The 14,050-nt window shown below is 69.0% G+C and carries 17 protein-coding genes; 8 read left to right on the top strand and 9 right to left on the bottom strand.

The window, feature by feature from the left end; genetic code table 11:
- Positions 1–74: 74 nt before the first annotated feature.
- A complete protein-coding gene (locus tag ABD333_RS46610; RefSeq protein ID WP_344549366.1) occupies positions 75–1,085 on the bottom strand; it encodes a methyltransferase in 1,011 nt (336 codons plus the stop codon).
- A 194-nt stretch (positions 1,086–1,279) separates the two neighbouring features.
- Here ABD333_RS46610 and ABD333_RS46605 point away from each other — a divergent pair, with 194 nt between their 5' ends.
- Positions 1,280–1,909 (top strand): GmrSD restriction endonuclease domain-containing protein, encoded by a 630-nt coding sequence (locus tag ABD333_RS46605; protein WP_344549365.1) that lies wholly within the window; start codon positions 1,280–1,282, stop codon positions 1,907–1,909.
- A 105-nt stretch (positions 1,910–2,014) separates the two neighbouring features.
- On the opposite strand, the gene ABD333_RS46600 is transcribed toward ABD333_RS46605, so the two are convergent.
- Positions 2,015–2,527 (bottom strand): HAD domain-containing protein, encoded by a 513-nt coding sequence (locus ABD333_RS46600; RefSeq protein WP_344549364.1) that lies wholly within the window; start codon positions 2,525–2,527, stop codon positions 2,015–2,017.
- A 215-nt stretch (positions 2,528–2,742) separates the two neighbouring features.
- On the opposite strand from ABD333_RS46600, the gene ABD333_RS46595 reads away from it, so the two are divergent.
- Together ABD333_RS46595 and ABD333_RS46590 are read left to right on the top strand one after the other, a co-directional pair.
- Positions 2,743–3,597, top strand: a complete 855-nt coding sequence (locus ABD333_RS46595) for a class II glutamine amidotransferase (protein ID WP_344549363.1) — start codon at positions 2,743–2,745, stop codon at positions 3,595–3,597.
- A gap of 77 nt (positions 3,598–3,674) precedes the next feature.
- Entirely contained in the window at positions 3,675–4,496 is an 822-nt protein-coding gene (locus ABD333_RS46590; protein WP_344549362.1) for a PIG-L family deacetylase, read from the top strand.
- On the opposite strand, the gene ABD333_RS46585 is transcribed toward ABD333_RS46590, so the two are convergent.
- From ABD333_RS46585 to ABD333_RS46575, 3 genes are read right to left on the bottom strand one after another with little or no spacing between them, the layout of a single operon-like run.
- Positions 4,474–4,647: a DUF397 domain-containing protein gene (locus ABD333_RS46585; protein WP_344549361.1), complete on the bottom strand. Its 174-nt coding sequence runs from the start codon at positions 4,645–4,647 to the stop codon at positions 4,474–4,476. The genes ABD333_RS46590 and ABD333_RS46585 overlap by 23 nt on opposite strands.
- A gap of 52 nt (positions 4,648–4,699) precedes the next feature.
- Complete coding sequence (locus ABD333_RS46580; protein ID WP_344549360.1) at positions 4,700–4,873, bottom strand: DUF397 domain-containing protein; 174 nt, start codon at positions 4,871–4,873, stop codon at positions 4,700–4,702.
- Positions 4,864–5,646 carry a helix-turn-helix domain-containing protein gene (locus ABD333_RS46575; RefSeq protein ID WP_344549359.1) on the bottom strand — a complete coding sequence of 261 codons (783 nt, stop codon included), beginning with the start codon at positions 5,644–5,646 and terminating at the stop codon, positions 4,864–4,866. Before ABD333_RS46575 ends, ABD333_RS46580 begins: the two co-directional genes overlap by 10 nt.
- Before the next feature lie 149 nt (positions 5,647–5,795).
- Here ABD333_RS46575 and ABD333_RS46570 point away from each other — a divergent pair, with 149 nt between their 5' ends.
- Positions 5,796–6,164 (top strand): ATP-binding protein, encoded by a 369-nt coding sequence (locus ABD333_RS46570; RefSeq protein ID WP_344549358.1) that lies wholly within the window; start codon positions 5,796–5,798, stop codon positions 6,162–6,164.
- Positions 6,161–6,550 (top strand): hypothetical protein, encoded by a 390-nt coding sequence (locus ABD333_RS46565; protein ID WP_344549357.1) that lies wholly within the window; start codon positions 6,161–6,163, stop codon positions 6,548–6,550. Before ABD333_RS46570 ends, ABD333_RS46565 begins: the two co-directional genes overlap by 4 nt.
- 60 nt (positions 6,551–6,610) lie before the next feature.
- Here ABD333_RS46565 and ABD333_RS46560 read toward each other — a convergent pair whose 3' ends face one another.
- Both ABD333_RS46560 and ABD333_RS46555 read right to left on the bottom strand, forming a co-directional pair.
- Positions 6,611–7,273 (bottom strand): TetR/AcrR family transcriptional regulator, encoded by a 663-nt coding sequence (locus ABD333_RS46560; protein ID WP_344549356.1) that lies wholly within the window; start codon positions 7,271–7,273, stop codon positions 6,611–6,613.
- Positions 7,270–8,562 carry an acyl-CoA dehydrogenase family protein gene (locus ABD333_RS46555; RefSeq protein WP_344549355.1) on the bottom strand — a complete coding sequence of 431 codons (1,293 nt, stop codon included), beginning with the start codon at positions 8,560–8,562 and terminating at the stop codon, positions 7,270–7,272. Before ABD333_RS46555 ends, ABD333_RS46560 begins: the two co-directional genes overlap by 4 nt.
- A 157-nt stretch (positions 8,563–8,719) precedes the next feature.
- On the opposite strand from ABD333_RS46555, the gene ABD333_RS46550 reads away from it, so the two are divergent.
- Positions 8,720–9,778, top strand: a complete 1,059-nt coding sequence (locus ABD333_RS46550; RefSeq protein ID WP_344549354.1) for a phosphotransferase family protein — start codon at positions 8,720–8,722, stop codon at positions 9,776–9,778.
- Here the strand turns inward: ABD333_RS46550 and ABD333_RS46545 are convergent, their stop codons facing one another.
- On the bottom strand, positions 9,779–10,555 hold the full coding sequence (locus tag ABD333_RS46545; RefSeq protein WP_344549353.1) for a hypothetical protein: 777 nt from the start codon (positions 10,553–10,555) through the stop codon (positions 9,779–9,781).
- Positions 10,556–10,706: 151 nt separating this feature from the next.
- Here ABD333_RS46545 and qcrB point away from each other — a divergent pair, with 151 nt between their 5' ends.
- Both qcrB and ABD333_RS46535 read left to right on the top strand, forming a co-directional pair.
- A complete protein-coding gene (qcrB, locus tag ABD333_RS46540) occupies positions 10,707–12,146 on the top strand; it encodes a cytochrome bc1 complex cytochrome b subunit (RefSeq protein WP_344549352.1) in 1,440 nt (479 codons plus the stop codon).
- Between the two features lie 50 nt (positions 12,147–12,196).
- The gene (locus ABD333_RS46535) at positions 12,197–13,144 is read left to right on the top strand and encodes a TIGR03621 family F420-dependent LLM class oxidoreductase (RefSeq protein ID WP_344549351.1); all 948 of its coding nucleotides are present in this window, start codon (positions 12,197–12,199) and stop codon (positions 13,142–13,144) included.
- A gap of 53 nt (positions 13,145–13,197) precedes the next feature.
- On the opposite strand, the gene ABD333_RS46530 is transcribed toward ABD333_RS46535, so the two are convergent.
- Entirely contained in the window at positions 13,198–13,593 is a 396-nt protein-coding gene (locus tag ABD333_RS46530; RefSeq protein ID WP_344549350.1) for a hypothetical protein, read from the bottom strand.
- Between the last annotated feature and the right edge of the window lie 457 nt (positions 13,594–14,050).

The raw sequence follows: 14,050 nt of genomic DNA, 5'->3' as shown, positions 1-14,050 counted from the left end.
TCCGCTGATGTGGACGGCGTCCCCATCCTGCCGGAGGACGCCGTCCAGACATAAGCGGACCCTGACAAAGATTGCTAGGCCGGTGTGCCTTCGATGACACGGTAGCCGGACGGCCCCAGCACGTCGGTGATCTTGGTGAGCGCGAATCCGGCGGCCTCCAGCAACCGCCGGAACTCCTCCTCGGTGCGCTCCCCGCCGCCGGTGCAGACCAGCATGTTCATGTCGTTCATGACGATGCCGGTGTGCTCCGGGGTGAGCTTCTCCGGTACCACGGTCTCCAGCAGCAGCACCTTGGCGTCGGCCGCGGCGGCCGCGCGGCAGGTCCGCAGGATCGCCACGGCCCGCTCGTCGTTCCAGTCGTGGATGACGCTCTTGAGGAGATAGGCGTCGGCGCCCTCCGGCACGCTCTGGAAGAAGTCGCCCGGAACGAGCTCGCACCGGTCCGCGACCCCGGCCTCCTTGAGCGTCCCGTCGGCCTCCTCCAGCCCCGCGGGCAGGTCGACGAGCACGCCGCGCGCCGAGGGGACGGCCCGCAGGATCGCGGCGAGCAGGGTCCCGTCTCCGCCGCCCAGGTCGGCGATCGTGCCGAAGCGGGTGAAGTCGTAGCCCTCGATGAACGCCGGCGCCACCTCGCGGGTGTGCTCCGACATGGCCTTGTTGAACGTCACCGACCGCTCGGGATGCCGCTCCAGGTATTCGAACGGGGTCATCCCGTTGACGCGCTCCCAAGCGGGGTCGCCGGTGCGCAAGGTCTCCACCAGGTCGCCCCAGGATCTCCATACGTCGGGGGCACAGAAAAGCCCGAGCAAACCGTGGATCGAGTCGGGCGCGTCGGCGCGCAGCCGCCGGCCCTCCTCCGTCAGGGTGAACCGGCCGGGCTCGTCCTGGGCCAGCGCGCCGAGACAGGTCAGCGCGCGCAGCAGGCGGTGCAGCGCCTGCGGGTCGGCGCCGGTCTCGGCGGCCAGTTCGCCGCTCGTCCGCGCGCCGCCGGCCAGTGCGTCGCCCAGCCGCAGCTCGGCCGCCGCGTACAGCAGCTGGGCCGGCATGTAGCCGAACGCCAGGTCGAGCAGTGGTGTCCGCGCCATCGTCGTCGTCCTTTCTCTCGCCGGCCTTCTCTCGCCGGTCGTACGAGATCGACGCTAGGGACGGCGGCACCGGGCCGTATTGGACGAATGTGACCACGATCGTGATCTTGTCGGTTACCGAACCGACATATCGCCTTTATCCAACTAACTGAGACTGGGCGGCTGCTCCTCCTCCACAGCGAAAAGGAGATCCTGTGAGACGCACGGTCATCGTCGCCGCCCTCGGATCCGCCGCCCTGACGTCCACCCTGGTGGCCGCGCCCGCCGCGTACGCGGCGCCGCCTCCCCCACCCGGCAAGGCCGTCACGGCCAAGCACCTCGCGTCGCTGCGCGTCGCCAAGGAGGGTTCGCTGACCGGTTACAGCCGCAGCAAGTTCCCGCACTGGAGCACCGTGAAGGGTGCCTGCAACACGCGTGAGACCGTGCTCAAGCGCGACGGCCGCAACGTGCGGGTCAACTCCAAGTGCGCGGCGGTCTCCGGCACCTGGTACAGCCCGTACGACGGCAGGACGTGGCGCAAGGCCTCGGACATCGACATCGACCACATGGTGGCGCTGGCCGAGGCGTGGCGTTCGGGCGCGAGGTCGTGGACCACCCGGCAGCGCACGGCGTTCGCCAACGACCGCGCCAGCTCGCAGCTGTGGTCGGTCACCGACAACGTGAACCAGGCCAAGGGCGACAAGGACCCGGCCAAGTGGGTGCCGCCGCGCGCCGCGTTCCGCTGCACGTACGTGCGTTCCTGGATCGATGTGAAGTGGCGCTACAAGCTGACGGTCGACTCCGCTGAGAAGAAGGCCCTCACGCGCCTGCTCCGCTCCTGCTGAGCCGTTCCCGCTGATCGCACTCGACGCGACATCGGGCCCACAGCAGCCCCTCGGCTCGTCCGCCGAGGGGCTGTGCCGTGTCCGGGGGCTAGGCCGGGACGGACGTCAGCGGTCGAGCCCCAGCAGCCATTCGCGCGCCAGGTCGAGATGGTCGCGCGTGAGCCCGACGTCGGGGTCGATCGCCACGAGCAGATGTTCGCCGATGCCCGGCTCGGCCGCGACGCAAGCGGTGGCGTCCGGTTCGTCCTCGAACCACACGAACGGCCGGCCCTCCGTCCACAGCGCGACGTGCCGCGCCTTCCAGGCGCCGAGCGTGACGCCCTCGCCGCGTCCGGGAAACCGCGGGATCGGCACGAACGGCAGCTCGGGCAATCCGACCCTGGGCGCGATCCACTCGTTCGCGTGGGCGCACCAGTAGCTCGCCCAGGCCAGCTCGGCGCCGGCCTCTTCGACGAGATCGAGGAGCAGGCGGCCGTGACCCGCGTTCAGCCACAGCTGGTAAGTGATCCCTTCCGGAGAGCAACGGTGGCGGCGATAGCCGGTCTCCCCGCCCGCGCGAGGGCCCTGGAACGGGTTGAGCACACCGTCGACGTCCAGAAGTACCAGCGGCGGCCCCATACCGGGACGGTACGGCATCAAGGCGTTACACGTCGAAGATTCCGGGCACAAGTGGATCTTGATATCCCACACCGCGCCGGGCACATGACCGTCCTGCTGACGCCGCTGATCGCGGCGGCGCTCGTGATCGGCTGGTTCTGTGTCCGGGGCCGGGTGAAGGCCGTCCAGGGGGCCGGGGCTGACGTGGCTCCACGGCCTGAGGCAAGGTGAGAAGCATGTGCCGACTGTTCGGGATGACGACCGGCGGGCCTCGTGTGCGCGCGACGTTCTGGCTGCTGGACTCGCCGCAGAGCCTGCACGCCCAGAGCCGGCGGATGCCCGACGGCACCGGCCTGGGCTGGTTCTCGCTGGGCGACGAGCCGGTGCGCGACCGGGCGCCGATCGCCGCGTACGAGAACGCCGACTTCGCCTCCGCGGCCCGCAACGTCGTCTCGCACACGTTCGTCTCGCACGTGCGGTACGCCTCGACCGGCGCGATCAGCGTGCACAACGCCCATCCGTTCGACATGCGCGACCGGCTGTTCGCGCACAACGGGGTGGTGCAGGGCCTGGACGTGCTCGACTCGTGGCTGACCGACGTCGACCGGGCGCTGATGGAGGGCCAGACCGACTCCGAGATGATCTTCGCCTACATCACGGCGGAGATCCGGCGGGCCGGCGACACCACGGCGGGCCTCATCGCGGCGATCAGCCGCATCGCCGCCGAGCTCCCCGTCTACGCGCTCAACATCCTGCTGGCCGAGCCCCGGCGCCTGTGGGCGCTGCGCTATCCGCACCACAACGAACTGTGGGTACTGCACCCGGCGCTCGGAGGCTTCGGGCAGCGACACCTGGCCTCGGGGCACGAGCCGGGCAGCCTGGACGTGGCGGGGGCCAACGGCGCGACGATCCCGGCGTACGTGATCGCCAGCGAGCCGATGAGCGACGATCCGGACTGGCGGCTGCTCGAACCGGGGGAGCTCCTGATCGTGGACGGCCTGGAGGCGACGTCGCACTTCCCGTTCGACGATCCGGCGCACCCGCTCAGCACCGAGGACCTCTCGGCGGCGGAGGCGGTCTCGCAGGCCTGACGGCTGCCGAATTGTCGGCTTCGGCTCGTACAGTGGAGCGGGTCCGGCTGATCGCTGCATGAGGAGTCGCCTAGCCCATGGCCAACGAACTGACGCTGATGGCTGTCCACGCCCACCCGGACGACGAGGTCCTCAGCACCGGCGGCCTGTTCGCCCGCTGCGCGGACGAGGGCATCCGCACCGTGCTGGTCACCTGCACCAACGGCGAGCAGGGCGACGACTCCGGCGGCCTCAAACCCGACGACCCGGGCCACGACGCCGCCGAGGTGGCACAGCGGCGGCTCGCCGAGCTGGGCGAGTCGGTGCGGCTGCTGGGCATCACCGACCTGGAGCTCCTCGGCTACCGCGACTCCGGCATGGACGGCTGGGCCACCAACCAGCACCCGGACGCGTTCGCCAACGTTCCGGTCGAACGCGCCGCGGCACGGCTGGGCGAGCTCATGGAGCGCTACCGTCCCCAGGTCGTCGTCACCTACGACGCGAACGGCGGCTACGGCCATCCCGACCACATCCAGGCCCACAACATCGCCGTCGCGGCGGCCGCGGCGACTGGGATCCCGCGCAAGCTCTACTTCACCGCCGTGCCGAGATCCGGTGTCACCCAGCTCTTCGAGGAGCTCAAGAGATCCGGCATCGACCCCGGTTTCGAGCCGGACGACGACTTCGGCACCGCCGACGAGCTCATCACCAGCGTGGTCGACGTCGCCTCTTACGTCGACCGCAAGCGCAAGGCGCTGGAGGCGCACGCCAGCCAGGGCGACAGCATCTTCCTCCTGCGGCTGCCCGACGAGGCCCAGCGGCTGGTCTACGGCCAGGAGGCCTTCGTCCGGCACTTCAGCCACGTGCCCGTCCCGGACGGCATGGAGGACGACCTCTTCACCGGCCTGCGGCCTCAATAGCCTTCCGGAGAGCTGCACGGGTCACCACCAGGACTGGGCCGTGAGGGTCCTTGGAATCCCGCACGGCAACCGCGTCAGCCCGGTTCGCCAGCTCGACACAGTTGTCGCCTTCCGCACTGCTGCGCGACGCCTTACGCCATGTCAGGTCCATCGTTCCTGAATCACCTTCTCTAGAAGGTCTCTCGCCCTTGTCATTGCTGCTTTCAGTTAGCTGCGTCCTCAATAGCCTTCCGGAGAGCCGCGCGGGTCACCGCGAGCACCGGGCCGTGAGGGTCCTTGCTGTCGCGAATGGCGACTGCGCCGTGCATGCTGGCGACTTCTACGCAGGTATCGCCCTGGGAACTGCTCCGTGAAGACTTTCGCCAGTTCAAGTCCATTGTTCCTCGTACACCCTTCTGATGAATGTTCTGGTGTCCCGTACGTTCAACGCGTTCGCTTGCAGGGCGGCGAATGTCGCGCTCACCCAGGCAAGATCAGCAGGGTCCGTTGACGTCTGTCCGTCCATTGCGTTGACCGTGTACAGCGCTTCGCTGCGGTCCGTCTGGGTCGCTATGGTGAACGATGCGCGGGCTTCCGATACGAAGACGTTGGGGAGTACCTGGAGAGAAATGTTCCTCCGGTGGGAGATCTCTGCGAGGAACTCCAATTGTTCCCGCATGACTTCCGGTGATCCGATCTCGCGGTACAGAACGCTCTCCTCCAGGACGACGTAGACCTGTGGCGCAGTATCGCTGAGGATGCGCGCCTGCCGGGACAGTCGCAGCTCGATGTCCTCCGGCTTCGAGAGAATCATACCCATGTAGGCCTTGGTCTGGAATTGCCCGTACACATTGTGGGTCTCGTACGAGCGGAGCTGCGCCGCAGTCCCCTCCACCTTCGTGAAGTCCACGAAATGCCGGGGGTACTTGGTCCCGCGTATCAGCTCGCTCCACGACTTGATGATCTCACCGTCAGCCGTCAGTGCGGCGTCCACCCGCTCCGCGAAGTCCTCACGGCAGCGAGTCGTACCAGCCTCCACCTGACCGATGTAGCTGCGGCTGACCGACACCCGGCGCGCCAGCTCGGTGAGCGTGATGGCCGCGTTCTCCCGGTGCCTGGTGACCTCCGAACCGAATGCCTTCAGCTCGGGTGACCGCGTCCGTGCTGGCAAGGGGAACCTCCGGGAACCGAACGGGAAGCGAAGGGGAGCCATTGAGTTGCCCTGTGTGGCTTGCCTGTCACCGTACGCTGTTTTCTGTCTCCATGTAAATGCGTCACAAGGCAGGAACGGTGGGTGACAATCCCGAGGGAGAGCGGGTCATGGAGGACACAATCGTGCTCAAGCCGGTGCCGGAGGCCATCAAGTCGGCTCGTGATCACGTGGGCATGATCGCAAGCGCCCTTCACATGGATGACTTCATACCTCGGTTGATCGTTTCCGAGCTCGCGGCGAACGCCTGGCGGCACGCCAAGCCGGACGATCACATCATCGTGCGGGCTTATCCCCTGCACGGGCGGCTGGTGGTCGAAGTCTGGGACCAAAGCGACGAGATGCCGGTCATTCAGCATCCAGATGTCACGCAGGAAGACGGCAGAGGATTGATGATCCTCTCTCAACTGGTCTTCCGTTGGGGAACGCGCCCTGTAGCGGAGGGTGGAAAGATCGTGTTCGCGGAGATTGCCGTATGACCGCGCGCATCGTCGAGCGCATCTTCGCTTGGTGGGGTTCCTGGCACGACGTGAAAGTCGAGCACGGATGGCAAACCCATTTCGGGGCTTGCGTCCGGCTGGACACGCTGGCGCCGATCCTGGAACAGCGGGGATGGGCGTACACACAGCAGTACGGCCTAGAAGTGCCCCGGCTCGTCCTGCATCACCCTATGGACGGACGCATGGTGATGCTCTCGGCCGCGCATATAGATGGGCGGGGATGGGCCTACAACCTGCTGAGCGGCGACGGACAGCCCAGCTATATCTACATTCCGTGCGTGCCCATCGGGGACGCCATCCAGGCCCTGGAGCTGTTCACGGCGCTCCCGCCCGGCGACCGTCCGGGACCCTGGCGACCCCGCTGACGCGCCTGACTTGTGAAGGCGCGCTGCGAAGATCGCTGCGCGCCGGAAGCGCGGCGGGGCTCAGGGAGTCTGACGGGTGTGCTCCGGCGACTGTGATCTGGCCGCGTCGCGTTCGTCCGCGAGTCTCCGGGTCTCCTCCGTGACGGGCGCGGCCAGGATCGCGGCCACGACGTCGATGAGATAGCTGGTGAAGAGCCGGTCGTCGGTGTGCGGCCCGGAGCGGGCGCGGCGGGCCAGCTCGATCGAGGCGTACAGGATCGCGGTGAACCGCCGGTGCAGCCGCGCGGCGTCGGCCTCCAGCAGCGGTTCCACGAGCGCGCGCCAGCGGTGCAGGCTGTCGGCGGGATCGTCGAGCGCGGCGGCCGCGGCGACGGGTCCTGGCCGGTTGATGACGTCGGCCCAGAGTTGCAGGAAGTCGCGTCCCGCCTGGTCGGCCAGGCGGGACGCCAGCGGCCGGACGAGCGCCGCGGCCAGGTCGCGCACCCCGCCGCCGGCGGCCTCGTAGGCGTCGAGCAGGGCGTGGCGGCGGGCGTCCACGTCGGGCAGGTGCCGGTCGAAGATCGCCTTGATGATCCCCGCACGGCCGGCGAAGTGGTACTGGACGGCGGTGGCGTTGCGGGCGCCGGCCGCCTGGTTGATCTCGCGGAGGCTCACCGCGTCGAGGCCGCGCTCGGCGTAGAGACGGAGCGCGGCGTCGAGGAGGCGTTCCCTGGTGCCGTTCACTCGTTCGCGAGCGCGTGTTCGAGGGCCTCGGCGTAGCGCTCGCGGGCCGCGTCCCGGCGGGTGGGGAGGTGGGCGGTCGGCCAGAGCCCCTCGACCGGTTCGTAGTCGCGCAGCACCTGGCGCGCGACGGTGATCTTGTGCACCTCGGTCGGGCCGTCGGCGATGGCCAGCGCCTCGGCGCCCAGCAGCATTTTGGCGAACGGCATCTCGTTGGAGACGCCCAGAGCGCCGTGCAGGTGCATGGCGCGCTGGACGACGTCGTGCAGGACCTTCGGCATCGCGGCCTTGACCGCCGCGATGTCCTTGCGGACCTTCTTGTAGTCCTGGTGCTTGTCGATCAGCCAGGCGGTGCGCAGCACCAGCAGGCGGAACTGCTCCATCTCGACCCAGCTGTCGGCGATCTTCTCCCGGGTCAGCTGGAGCTTGGACAGCGGGCCCCACCGCGTCTCCCGCGACACCGCCCGTTCGCACATCATGTCGAAGGCCTTGCGCACCTGCGCGATCGTACGCATCGCGTGGTGGATCCGCCCGCCGCCGAGCCGGGTCTGGGCGATGACGAACGCGCCGCCCTCCGCGCCGAGCAGATTGTCGGCGGGCACCCGGACGTCCGCGTACCTCAGGTAGCCGTGGGAGCCCTCACGTTCCCCGGCGATACCGACGTTGCGGACGATGGTCAGGCCGGGCGTCCCGGCGGGCACGATGAACATCGACATGCCCTCGTACGCGCTCACGCCGGGGTCGGTGACCGCCATCACGATGATGAAGCTCGCGTGGCGGGCGTTGGAGGAGAACCACTTCTCCCCGTTGATGACCCACTCGTCGCCGTCGCGCACGGCGCGTGTGGTGAAGAGCGTCGGATCGGCGCCGCCGTGCGGCTCGGTCATCGAGTACGACGAGGAGATGTCGCCGTCGAGGAGCGGGCGCAGGTAACGCTCCTTCTGCCCGGGCGTGCCGAAGTGCGCGAGGATCTCGGCGTTGCCGGAGTCGGGTGCCTGGCAGCCGAACACCGAGGGCGCCCAGCGCGAGCGGCCGAGGATCTCGTTCAGCAGGGCCAGTCTGACCTGCCCGAACCCCTTGCCGCCGAGCTCGGGGCCGAGATGGCAGGCCCACAGCCCGCGTTCCCTCGCCTGCTGCTGGAGCGGCTTGACGAGCCGCTTGTAACGCGGGTCGGTCTTGTCGTACGGGTCGCCGAGCACGAGATCGAGGGGTTCGACCTCGTCGCGGACGAACGCGTCGGCCCAGTCGAGCAGTTCCTGGTACTCGGGGTCGGTCTCGAAATCCCATGCCATCGCGGGCCTCCTCGGGCGGTTCGGTGCCCTCGATAATCCATGCCCCTGACTTCCTAATGCAAGTGCATGAAACGACGATGTCGCCGCCCGCGTCCTCGCGCGCCGGAAGGTGACTGTTACTCTCCGGTAGGACCATGTTCTTCGAGGGAGACCGACCGTGGAGCAGATCGACCCCGCGCTCGTGGACTTCGACGTCCTCGCCCGCTGGATGGACGGCCAGGGCCTGCCCACGGGCCCCTTCGAGGACGTCACCCCGCTCAGCGGGGGCACCCAGAACATCCTGATCCGCTTCCGCCGGGGCGGCGAGTCCTATGTCCTGCGGCGCGGTCCCAAGCACCTGCGCGCCCGTACCAACGACGTCCTGCGCCGCGAGGCCCGCGTCCTGTCCGCCCTGGACGGCACCGGCGTCCCGGCCCCGCGCGTCCTCGCCGCCTGCCCGGACGAGTCCGTCATGAACGGCGCGGTGTTCTACCTCATGACGCCGGTCGAGGGGTTCAACGCCTCGGTGTCACTCCCCGAGCCGCACGCGTCCGACGCCCGCGTCCAGCGTGAGATGGGCCTGAACGCCGCCCGTGCCCTCTCCTCGCTCGGCGCGGTCGACCACGCCGCCGTCGGGCTCGGCGACTTCGGCAAGCCGGAGGGCTTCCTGGAACGCCAGGTCGGCCGCTGGATGTCGGAACTTGACTCCTACAGCGCCCTCGACGGCTATCCCGGCCCCGACATCCCGGAGCTGGACAAGGTCGCGGGCTGGCTCGACGACAACCGTCCCACGACGTGGCGTCCCGGCGTCATGCACGGCGACTACCACCTCGCCAACCTCATGTACTCCTTCGACGGCCCGCGGGTCGCGGCGATCGTCGACTGGGAGATGTGCACGATCGGCGATCCGCTGCTCGACCTCGGCTGGCTGCTGGCCACCTGGCCCGAGCCCGGCGACGCGAGCACCTCGCTCGCCGGTCCCCTCGGTGACGGGGGCGCACTGCCGGCCGCCGCCGACCTGGTCACCGCCTATGCCGAACGCGCCGACGCCACGGCGGGCCGTGACCTGTCCGCGATCACCTGGTACGCCGTGCTCGCCTGCTTCAAGCTCGGCATCGTCCTGGAGGGCACCCACGCCCGCGCGTTCGCCGGCAAGGCGTCCAAGGAGACCGGCGACCTGCTCCACAGCATCACCCTGAGCCTCTTCCGCAGAGCGCGGGCGTTCATCGCCGGTTGATCACTTCCGGTCCGGGGTGAGGCGCCAGTATCCGTTCGGGTTGTAGAAGAAGTCGTCGTCGTCGTAACGGTCGCAGGGGTGGTGGCCGAGGATCCACCGGGGAGCGTCCTCGGCCAGGCGGAACCCCTCTCCGTCCGAGAGATTCTGGCCGCGCTCCTCAGTGAGCATGTAGAGGGCGAGGGCGTCGATCAGCTCCGCGGCCTCTTCGGGCTCGGCGCCCTCGACCTCGATGTCGGGCTGGCTGAGCAGATGCATGCCGCAGCTGAAGTGGAGCGAGCCGTCAACGATCGGTCTCTTGACCCAGGCGAAATAGAGCGGAACGAGTTTGCTCTCCCTTTCGGGGTCGTCATCGGCGGCGGCCAGGTCGTCGGCCGCGGCCAGGTCGTCGGCCAGTTCGAGCCACCGGTCGCGTCCGTGGGTGAGGCCGCTGCTCTCGTTCTTGACGGCGGTGGCGCCGGAACGCAGGAGTTTCGCGGTCAGCGCGAGCAGCAGCTCCGAGACGAGAGGCCCCATGCCGGGAAGGATCGGGCGTGACAGAAGATAGGCCACCGTGTCGTGGGACTCGACGGCCTCCCAGTCGGCGCCCGTGAAGGACGCCTCGGCGGCGCAGCTGCGGAAGGCTCGCGGCATGCGCGGGTCGGGGTGGGGCTCGGAGTACTCGCGGTCGAACTCGAACCCGGCGTCCTCCGCGATGCTCGCCACGAGGTCGAGATCGAGGCCGGAGCCGAGCACGCACAGCACATGGCGGGGGGTCACCAATAGTTGATCATCGGCCATCCGCCGCACCCTACCGGGCCGGGCCGTGGCCGGTGGGGCCGACGCCGGATCGGCCCCGTCCGCCTCGACGAGAATCGCTCGCACCCTTGTAGTACTACGTGTTGTCGTACTACGTTCCGTCGTAGGAGACGACTCACCGGGGGTGAGGGTGATGTCAGCGACCGGACGCGCCGCGGAGGCGCTCGACGAACGGCTCGGCGGCGCCGCGTTCGCCCGGCGCGCGATCCGCAAGGCCTTTCCCGACCACTGGTCGTTCATGCTCGGCGAGATCGCGCTCTACTCGTTCGCCGTGCTGCTGCTCTCGGGCGTGTTCCTGACGTTCTTCTTCAAGCCGAGCATGGCCGAGGTGGTCTACGACGGCTCGTACGCGCCGTTGCGCGGGACGGAGATGAGCGAGGCGTACGAGTCGACGCTGCACCTCAGCCTCGACGTGCGCGGCGGACTGCTGATGCGGCAGGTCCACCACTGGTCGGCGATCGTCTTCGTCGCCGCGATCCTCGCCCACCTGCTGCGGGTCTTCTTCACCGGGGCCTTCCGCAAGCCCCGCGAGCTCAACTGGCTGCTCGGCTTCACGCTGTTCACGCTGGCGATGGTGAACGGGTTCACCGGCTACTCGCTGCCCGACGACCTGCTGTCGGGCACCGGAATCCGCCTGATCATCGGAGCGGTCCAGTCGATCCCGCTCGCCGGCACCTACATCAGCTTCTTCCTGCTGGGCGGCGAGTTCCCGGGGACGGACCTGATCCCGCGCTTCTACATCCTGCATGTGCTGCTCGTGCCGGGATTGATGCTGGCCCTGGTGCCGGTGCACGCGATCATCCTGCCGTGGGTGCAGAAGCACACCGACTTCCGGCGCGGGCGCAGCACGGCGAAGGCCGTCGAGGGCAAGCCCTTCTTCCCGGTCTTCATGGCCAAGACCGGCGCGTTCTTCCTGTTCACCGCCGGGGTCACCGTGCTGCTCGCCACGTTCTTCCAGGTCAACCCGATCTGGCAGTACGGTGCGTACTCCCCCACCGCCATCAGCGCCGGGTCGCAGCCCGACTGGTACCTGGCGTTCGGCGACGGCGCGCTGCGGCTCATGCCCGGATGGGACGTCACGTTCGCCGGGCACACGCTGGCCCTCGGGGTGCTCGTGCCGCTGCTCGTGATCACCGTCTTCTTCACGGGGCTCGCGCTGTACCCGTTCCTGGAGGCGCGCCTCACCGGCGACCGGGCGGTGCACCACGTGCTCGACCGGCCGCGCGACGCCGCGACCCGCACGGGCGTCGGCGTCGCGGGCATCGTGTTCTACGGCGTGCTGTGGGCCGCCGCGGGCAACGACGTCCTCGCCGAGACCTTCCAGCTGTCGCTGTTCGCGACGACCTGGATCTTCCGCGTGGTGGTCGTGGCCGGGCCGGTGATCGCGTTCGTGATCACGAGGCGGATCTGCCTCGGCCTGCAACGGCGCGACATGCTGCTGCTGAAGCACGGCATCGAGACGGGCATCATCGTCCGTGAGCTGTCCGGGCGCTACGTCGAACGCACCCGTCCCTTGCCCGACGAGGCCAGGCCCGCCCTGGAGCGGGCCGAACACCAGGCACGGGCAACGTGATGTCGCATTCCTGCCAGCTCCGGCCAGGGCGAACACGCAGACTGAGAGTCATGAACAACCAGCGCCCTTTTCGGTTCGGCATCGTGGGCGAATCGATCCGCACGGCCGACGACCTCACCACGACGGCTCGCCTGGCCGAAGAACTCGGCTACGCGACGCTGACTCTGCGCGACCACTTCGTGACCGAACCCTTCGGCGACCAGCCGGCGCCGCTCATCGCGCTCGCCGCGGCCGCGGGGGTCACCACGACGCTCGGCCTCGGCACCCTGGTGCTGGCCAACGACTACCGCCATCCGGTGATGCTGGCGAAGGAGGCCTCGACGCTGGATCACCTGTCCGGCGGGCGGTTCGAGCTCGGCATCGGTGCGGGATGGCTCCGGGAGGAGTACGAGCAGGCAGGAATGCCGTTCGACGCCGCGGGCGTACGCGTGGATCGCCTGGAGGAGTCGCTGCAGATCCTCCGGAGCCTCCTCGGCGGGGAGAAGACCTCGTTCAGCGGTGAGCACTACCAGGTGCGCGACCTCACGGTGTTCCCGGCGCCCACGCGTCCGACGCCGATCCTCGTCGGCGCGGGCAGCAGGCGGATGCTCGGCCTCGCCGGGCGGTACGCGGACACCGTCGGCATCCTGCCGCGCGCCCTGCCGAACGGCACCATCTCCGACGAGATGTCCGAGCGCATGCCCGACACGATCGCCCGGAAGACCGACTGGGTACGCGAGGCCGCGTCCGGGCGGGATGTCGAGCTCAGCATGCTCGTGTCGCCCGTCTTCGGCGCCGATCCGCGCAAGGTCGCCGCGCGCCAGGCCGTGCTGCGCGGCTGGGGCACCGCGGCGGCCGACCTGGTGCTCGACATGCCGTCGCAGTTCGTCGGCCCCGCCGAGCACATCGCCGAGCAGATGGTCGCCCGACGGGAACGTTTCGGCTTCTCCTACTACCTGGTCGGCGACGCGGCGATGCGAGACTTCGCGCCAGTGGTCAAGCTGCTAGCTGGCCGCTGACCGTCGCGGGCCGTCGCGGGCCGTCGCGGACAGCCGCTACTAAGCGTCCGGGGCTAGGTGTTGTCGGGGAGACCGGCCAGCGAGCGTTCTCGGGCGACCTCGGCCTCGGTCATGCCCAGGTGGCCGTCGCCGAGGTCCGTCCGGGCCTGCTCGTCGATCCAGCGGTTGTGCGTCTCCCACGCGGTCTGCTTGCTGGTGCCGAGGGCCTCGCCGATGCGTGACCAGGAGGCACCGGCTCTGCGGGCCGAGCGCACCGCGAGCTGGCGGCCGTAGCGGGCCTTGCGGGCGATGACCTCGCCGAGCGCGAGCAGTTCGAGCGCCTCGGCCTGGGTGAGGGCGGTGACCTCGGCGTCACCTTCGGCGAACGAGTCGCGGGCCCGCAGTTCGTCGTAGCGGAGCACGGCCTCGCGCAAGGTCAGGGTCCTGTCGAGTTCGTCTGGCGTAACCATGACGCCATGGTCTCGTCAGGATGGCCTGACGTCAAGTTGGCCTGACGAAAATGGGCCTGCCGGACTCCCGGAACGGATGTCAGCATGGAAACGTCCCGGCGGGGACAGGGCAGACAGTAACGCCCCTACCTGGAGAGATGAGCCAGGAATCGCGCCGTCGCCCTGCCCCACCGGGCCGTCAACGGCTCAGCCAGCGTCAGGGGCTCAGCACACCGTCACGGGCCAGCACAGCGCCACAGGCTCAGCACAGCGCCACAGGCCAGCACAGCGCCACGGGCCCAGCACAGCGCCACGGCCCCAGCACATAGGGACGCCCCGGCGGTCGAGATGGGCGGATTCTCGGGGTCCTCGCAACACCTGATGGCTTACGTGGTTGTCAGTAGATCACGCAGGCGCTCGGCTGGGGTTCTCCAGCCGAGCGTTTTGCGTGGTCGGCCGTTGAGTTGCTGGGCGACGT

This window comes from Actinomadura fulvescens, from assembly GCF_039533225.1.
Lineage (GTDB): Bacteria > Actinomycetota > Actinomycetes > Streptosporangiales > Streptosporangiaceae > Spirillospora > Spirillospora fulvescens.
This window is presented reverse-complemented; position numbering and strand designations above follow the sequence as displayed.

Bases quoted from the DNA above. Each gene is read 5' to 3' on its own strand.
- ABD333_RS46585 (WP_344549361.1), bottom strand. From the start codon at position 4,647: ATGGACCTGACATGGCGTAAGGCGTCGCGCAGCAGTGCGGAAGGCGAC.
- ABD333_RS46580 (WP_344549360.1), bottom strand. From the start codon at position 4,873: ATGGACTTGAACTGGCGAAAGTCTTCACGGAGCAGTTCCCAGGGCGAT.
- ABD333_RS46530 (WP_344549350.1), bottom strand. From the start codon at position 13,593: ATGGTTACGCCAGACGAACTCGACAGGACCCTGACCTTGCGCGAGGCC.
- ABD333_RS46595 (WP_344549363.1), top strand. From the start codon at position 2,743: ATGTGCCGACTGTTCGGGATGACGACCGGCGGGCCTCGTGTGCGCGCG.
- ABD333_RS46590 (WP_344549362.1), top strand. From the start codon at position 3,675: ATGGCCAACGAACTGACGCTGATGGCTGTCCACGCCCACCCGGACGAC.
- ABD333_RS46545 (WP_344549353.1), bottom strand. From the start codon at position 10,555: ATGGCCGATGATCAACTATTGGTGACCCCCCGCCATGTGCTGTGCGTG.
- ABD333_RS46570 (WP_344549358.1), top strand. From the start codon at position 5,796: ATGGAGGACACAATCGTGCTCAAGCCGGTGCCGGAGGCCATCAAGTCG.
- ABD333_RS46610 (WP_344549366.1), bottom strand. From the start codon at position 1,085: ATGGCGCGGACACCACTGCTCGACCTGGCGTTCGGCTACATGCCGGCC.
- ABD333_RS46565 (WP_344549357.1), top strand. From the start codon at position 6,161: ATGACCGCGCGCATCGTCGAGCGCATCTTCGCTTGGTGGGGTTCCTGG.
- ABD333_RS46600 (WP_344549364.1), bottom strand. From the start codon at position 2,527: ATGGGGCCGCCGCTGGTACTTCTGGACGTCGACGGTGTGCTCAACCCG.
- ABD333_RS46555 (WP_344549355.1), bottom strand. From the start codon at position 8,562: ATGGCATGGGATTTCGAGACCGACCCCGAGTACCAGGAACTGCTCGAC.
- ABD333_RS46535 (WP_344549351.1), top strand. From the start codon at position 12,197: ATGAACAACCAGCGCCCTTTTCGGTTCGGCATCGTGGGCGAATCGATC.
- qcrB (WP_344549352.1), top strand. From the start codon at position 10,707: ATGTCAGCGACCGGACGCGCCGCGGAGGCGCTCGACGAACGGCTCGGC.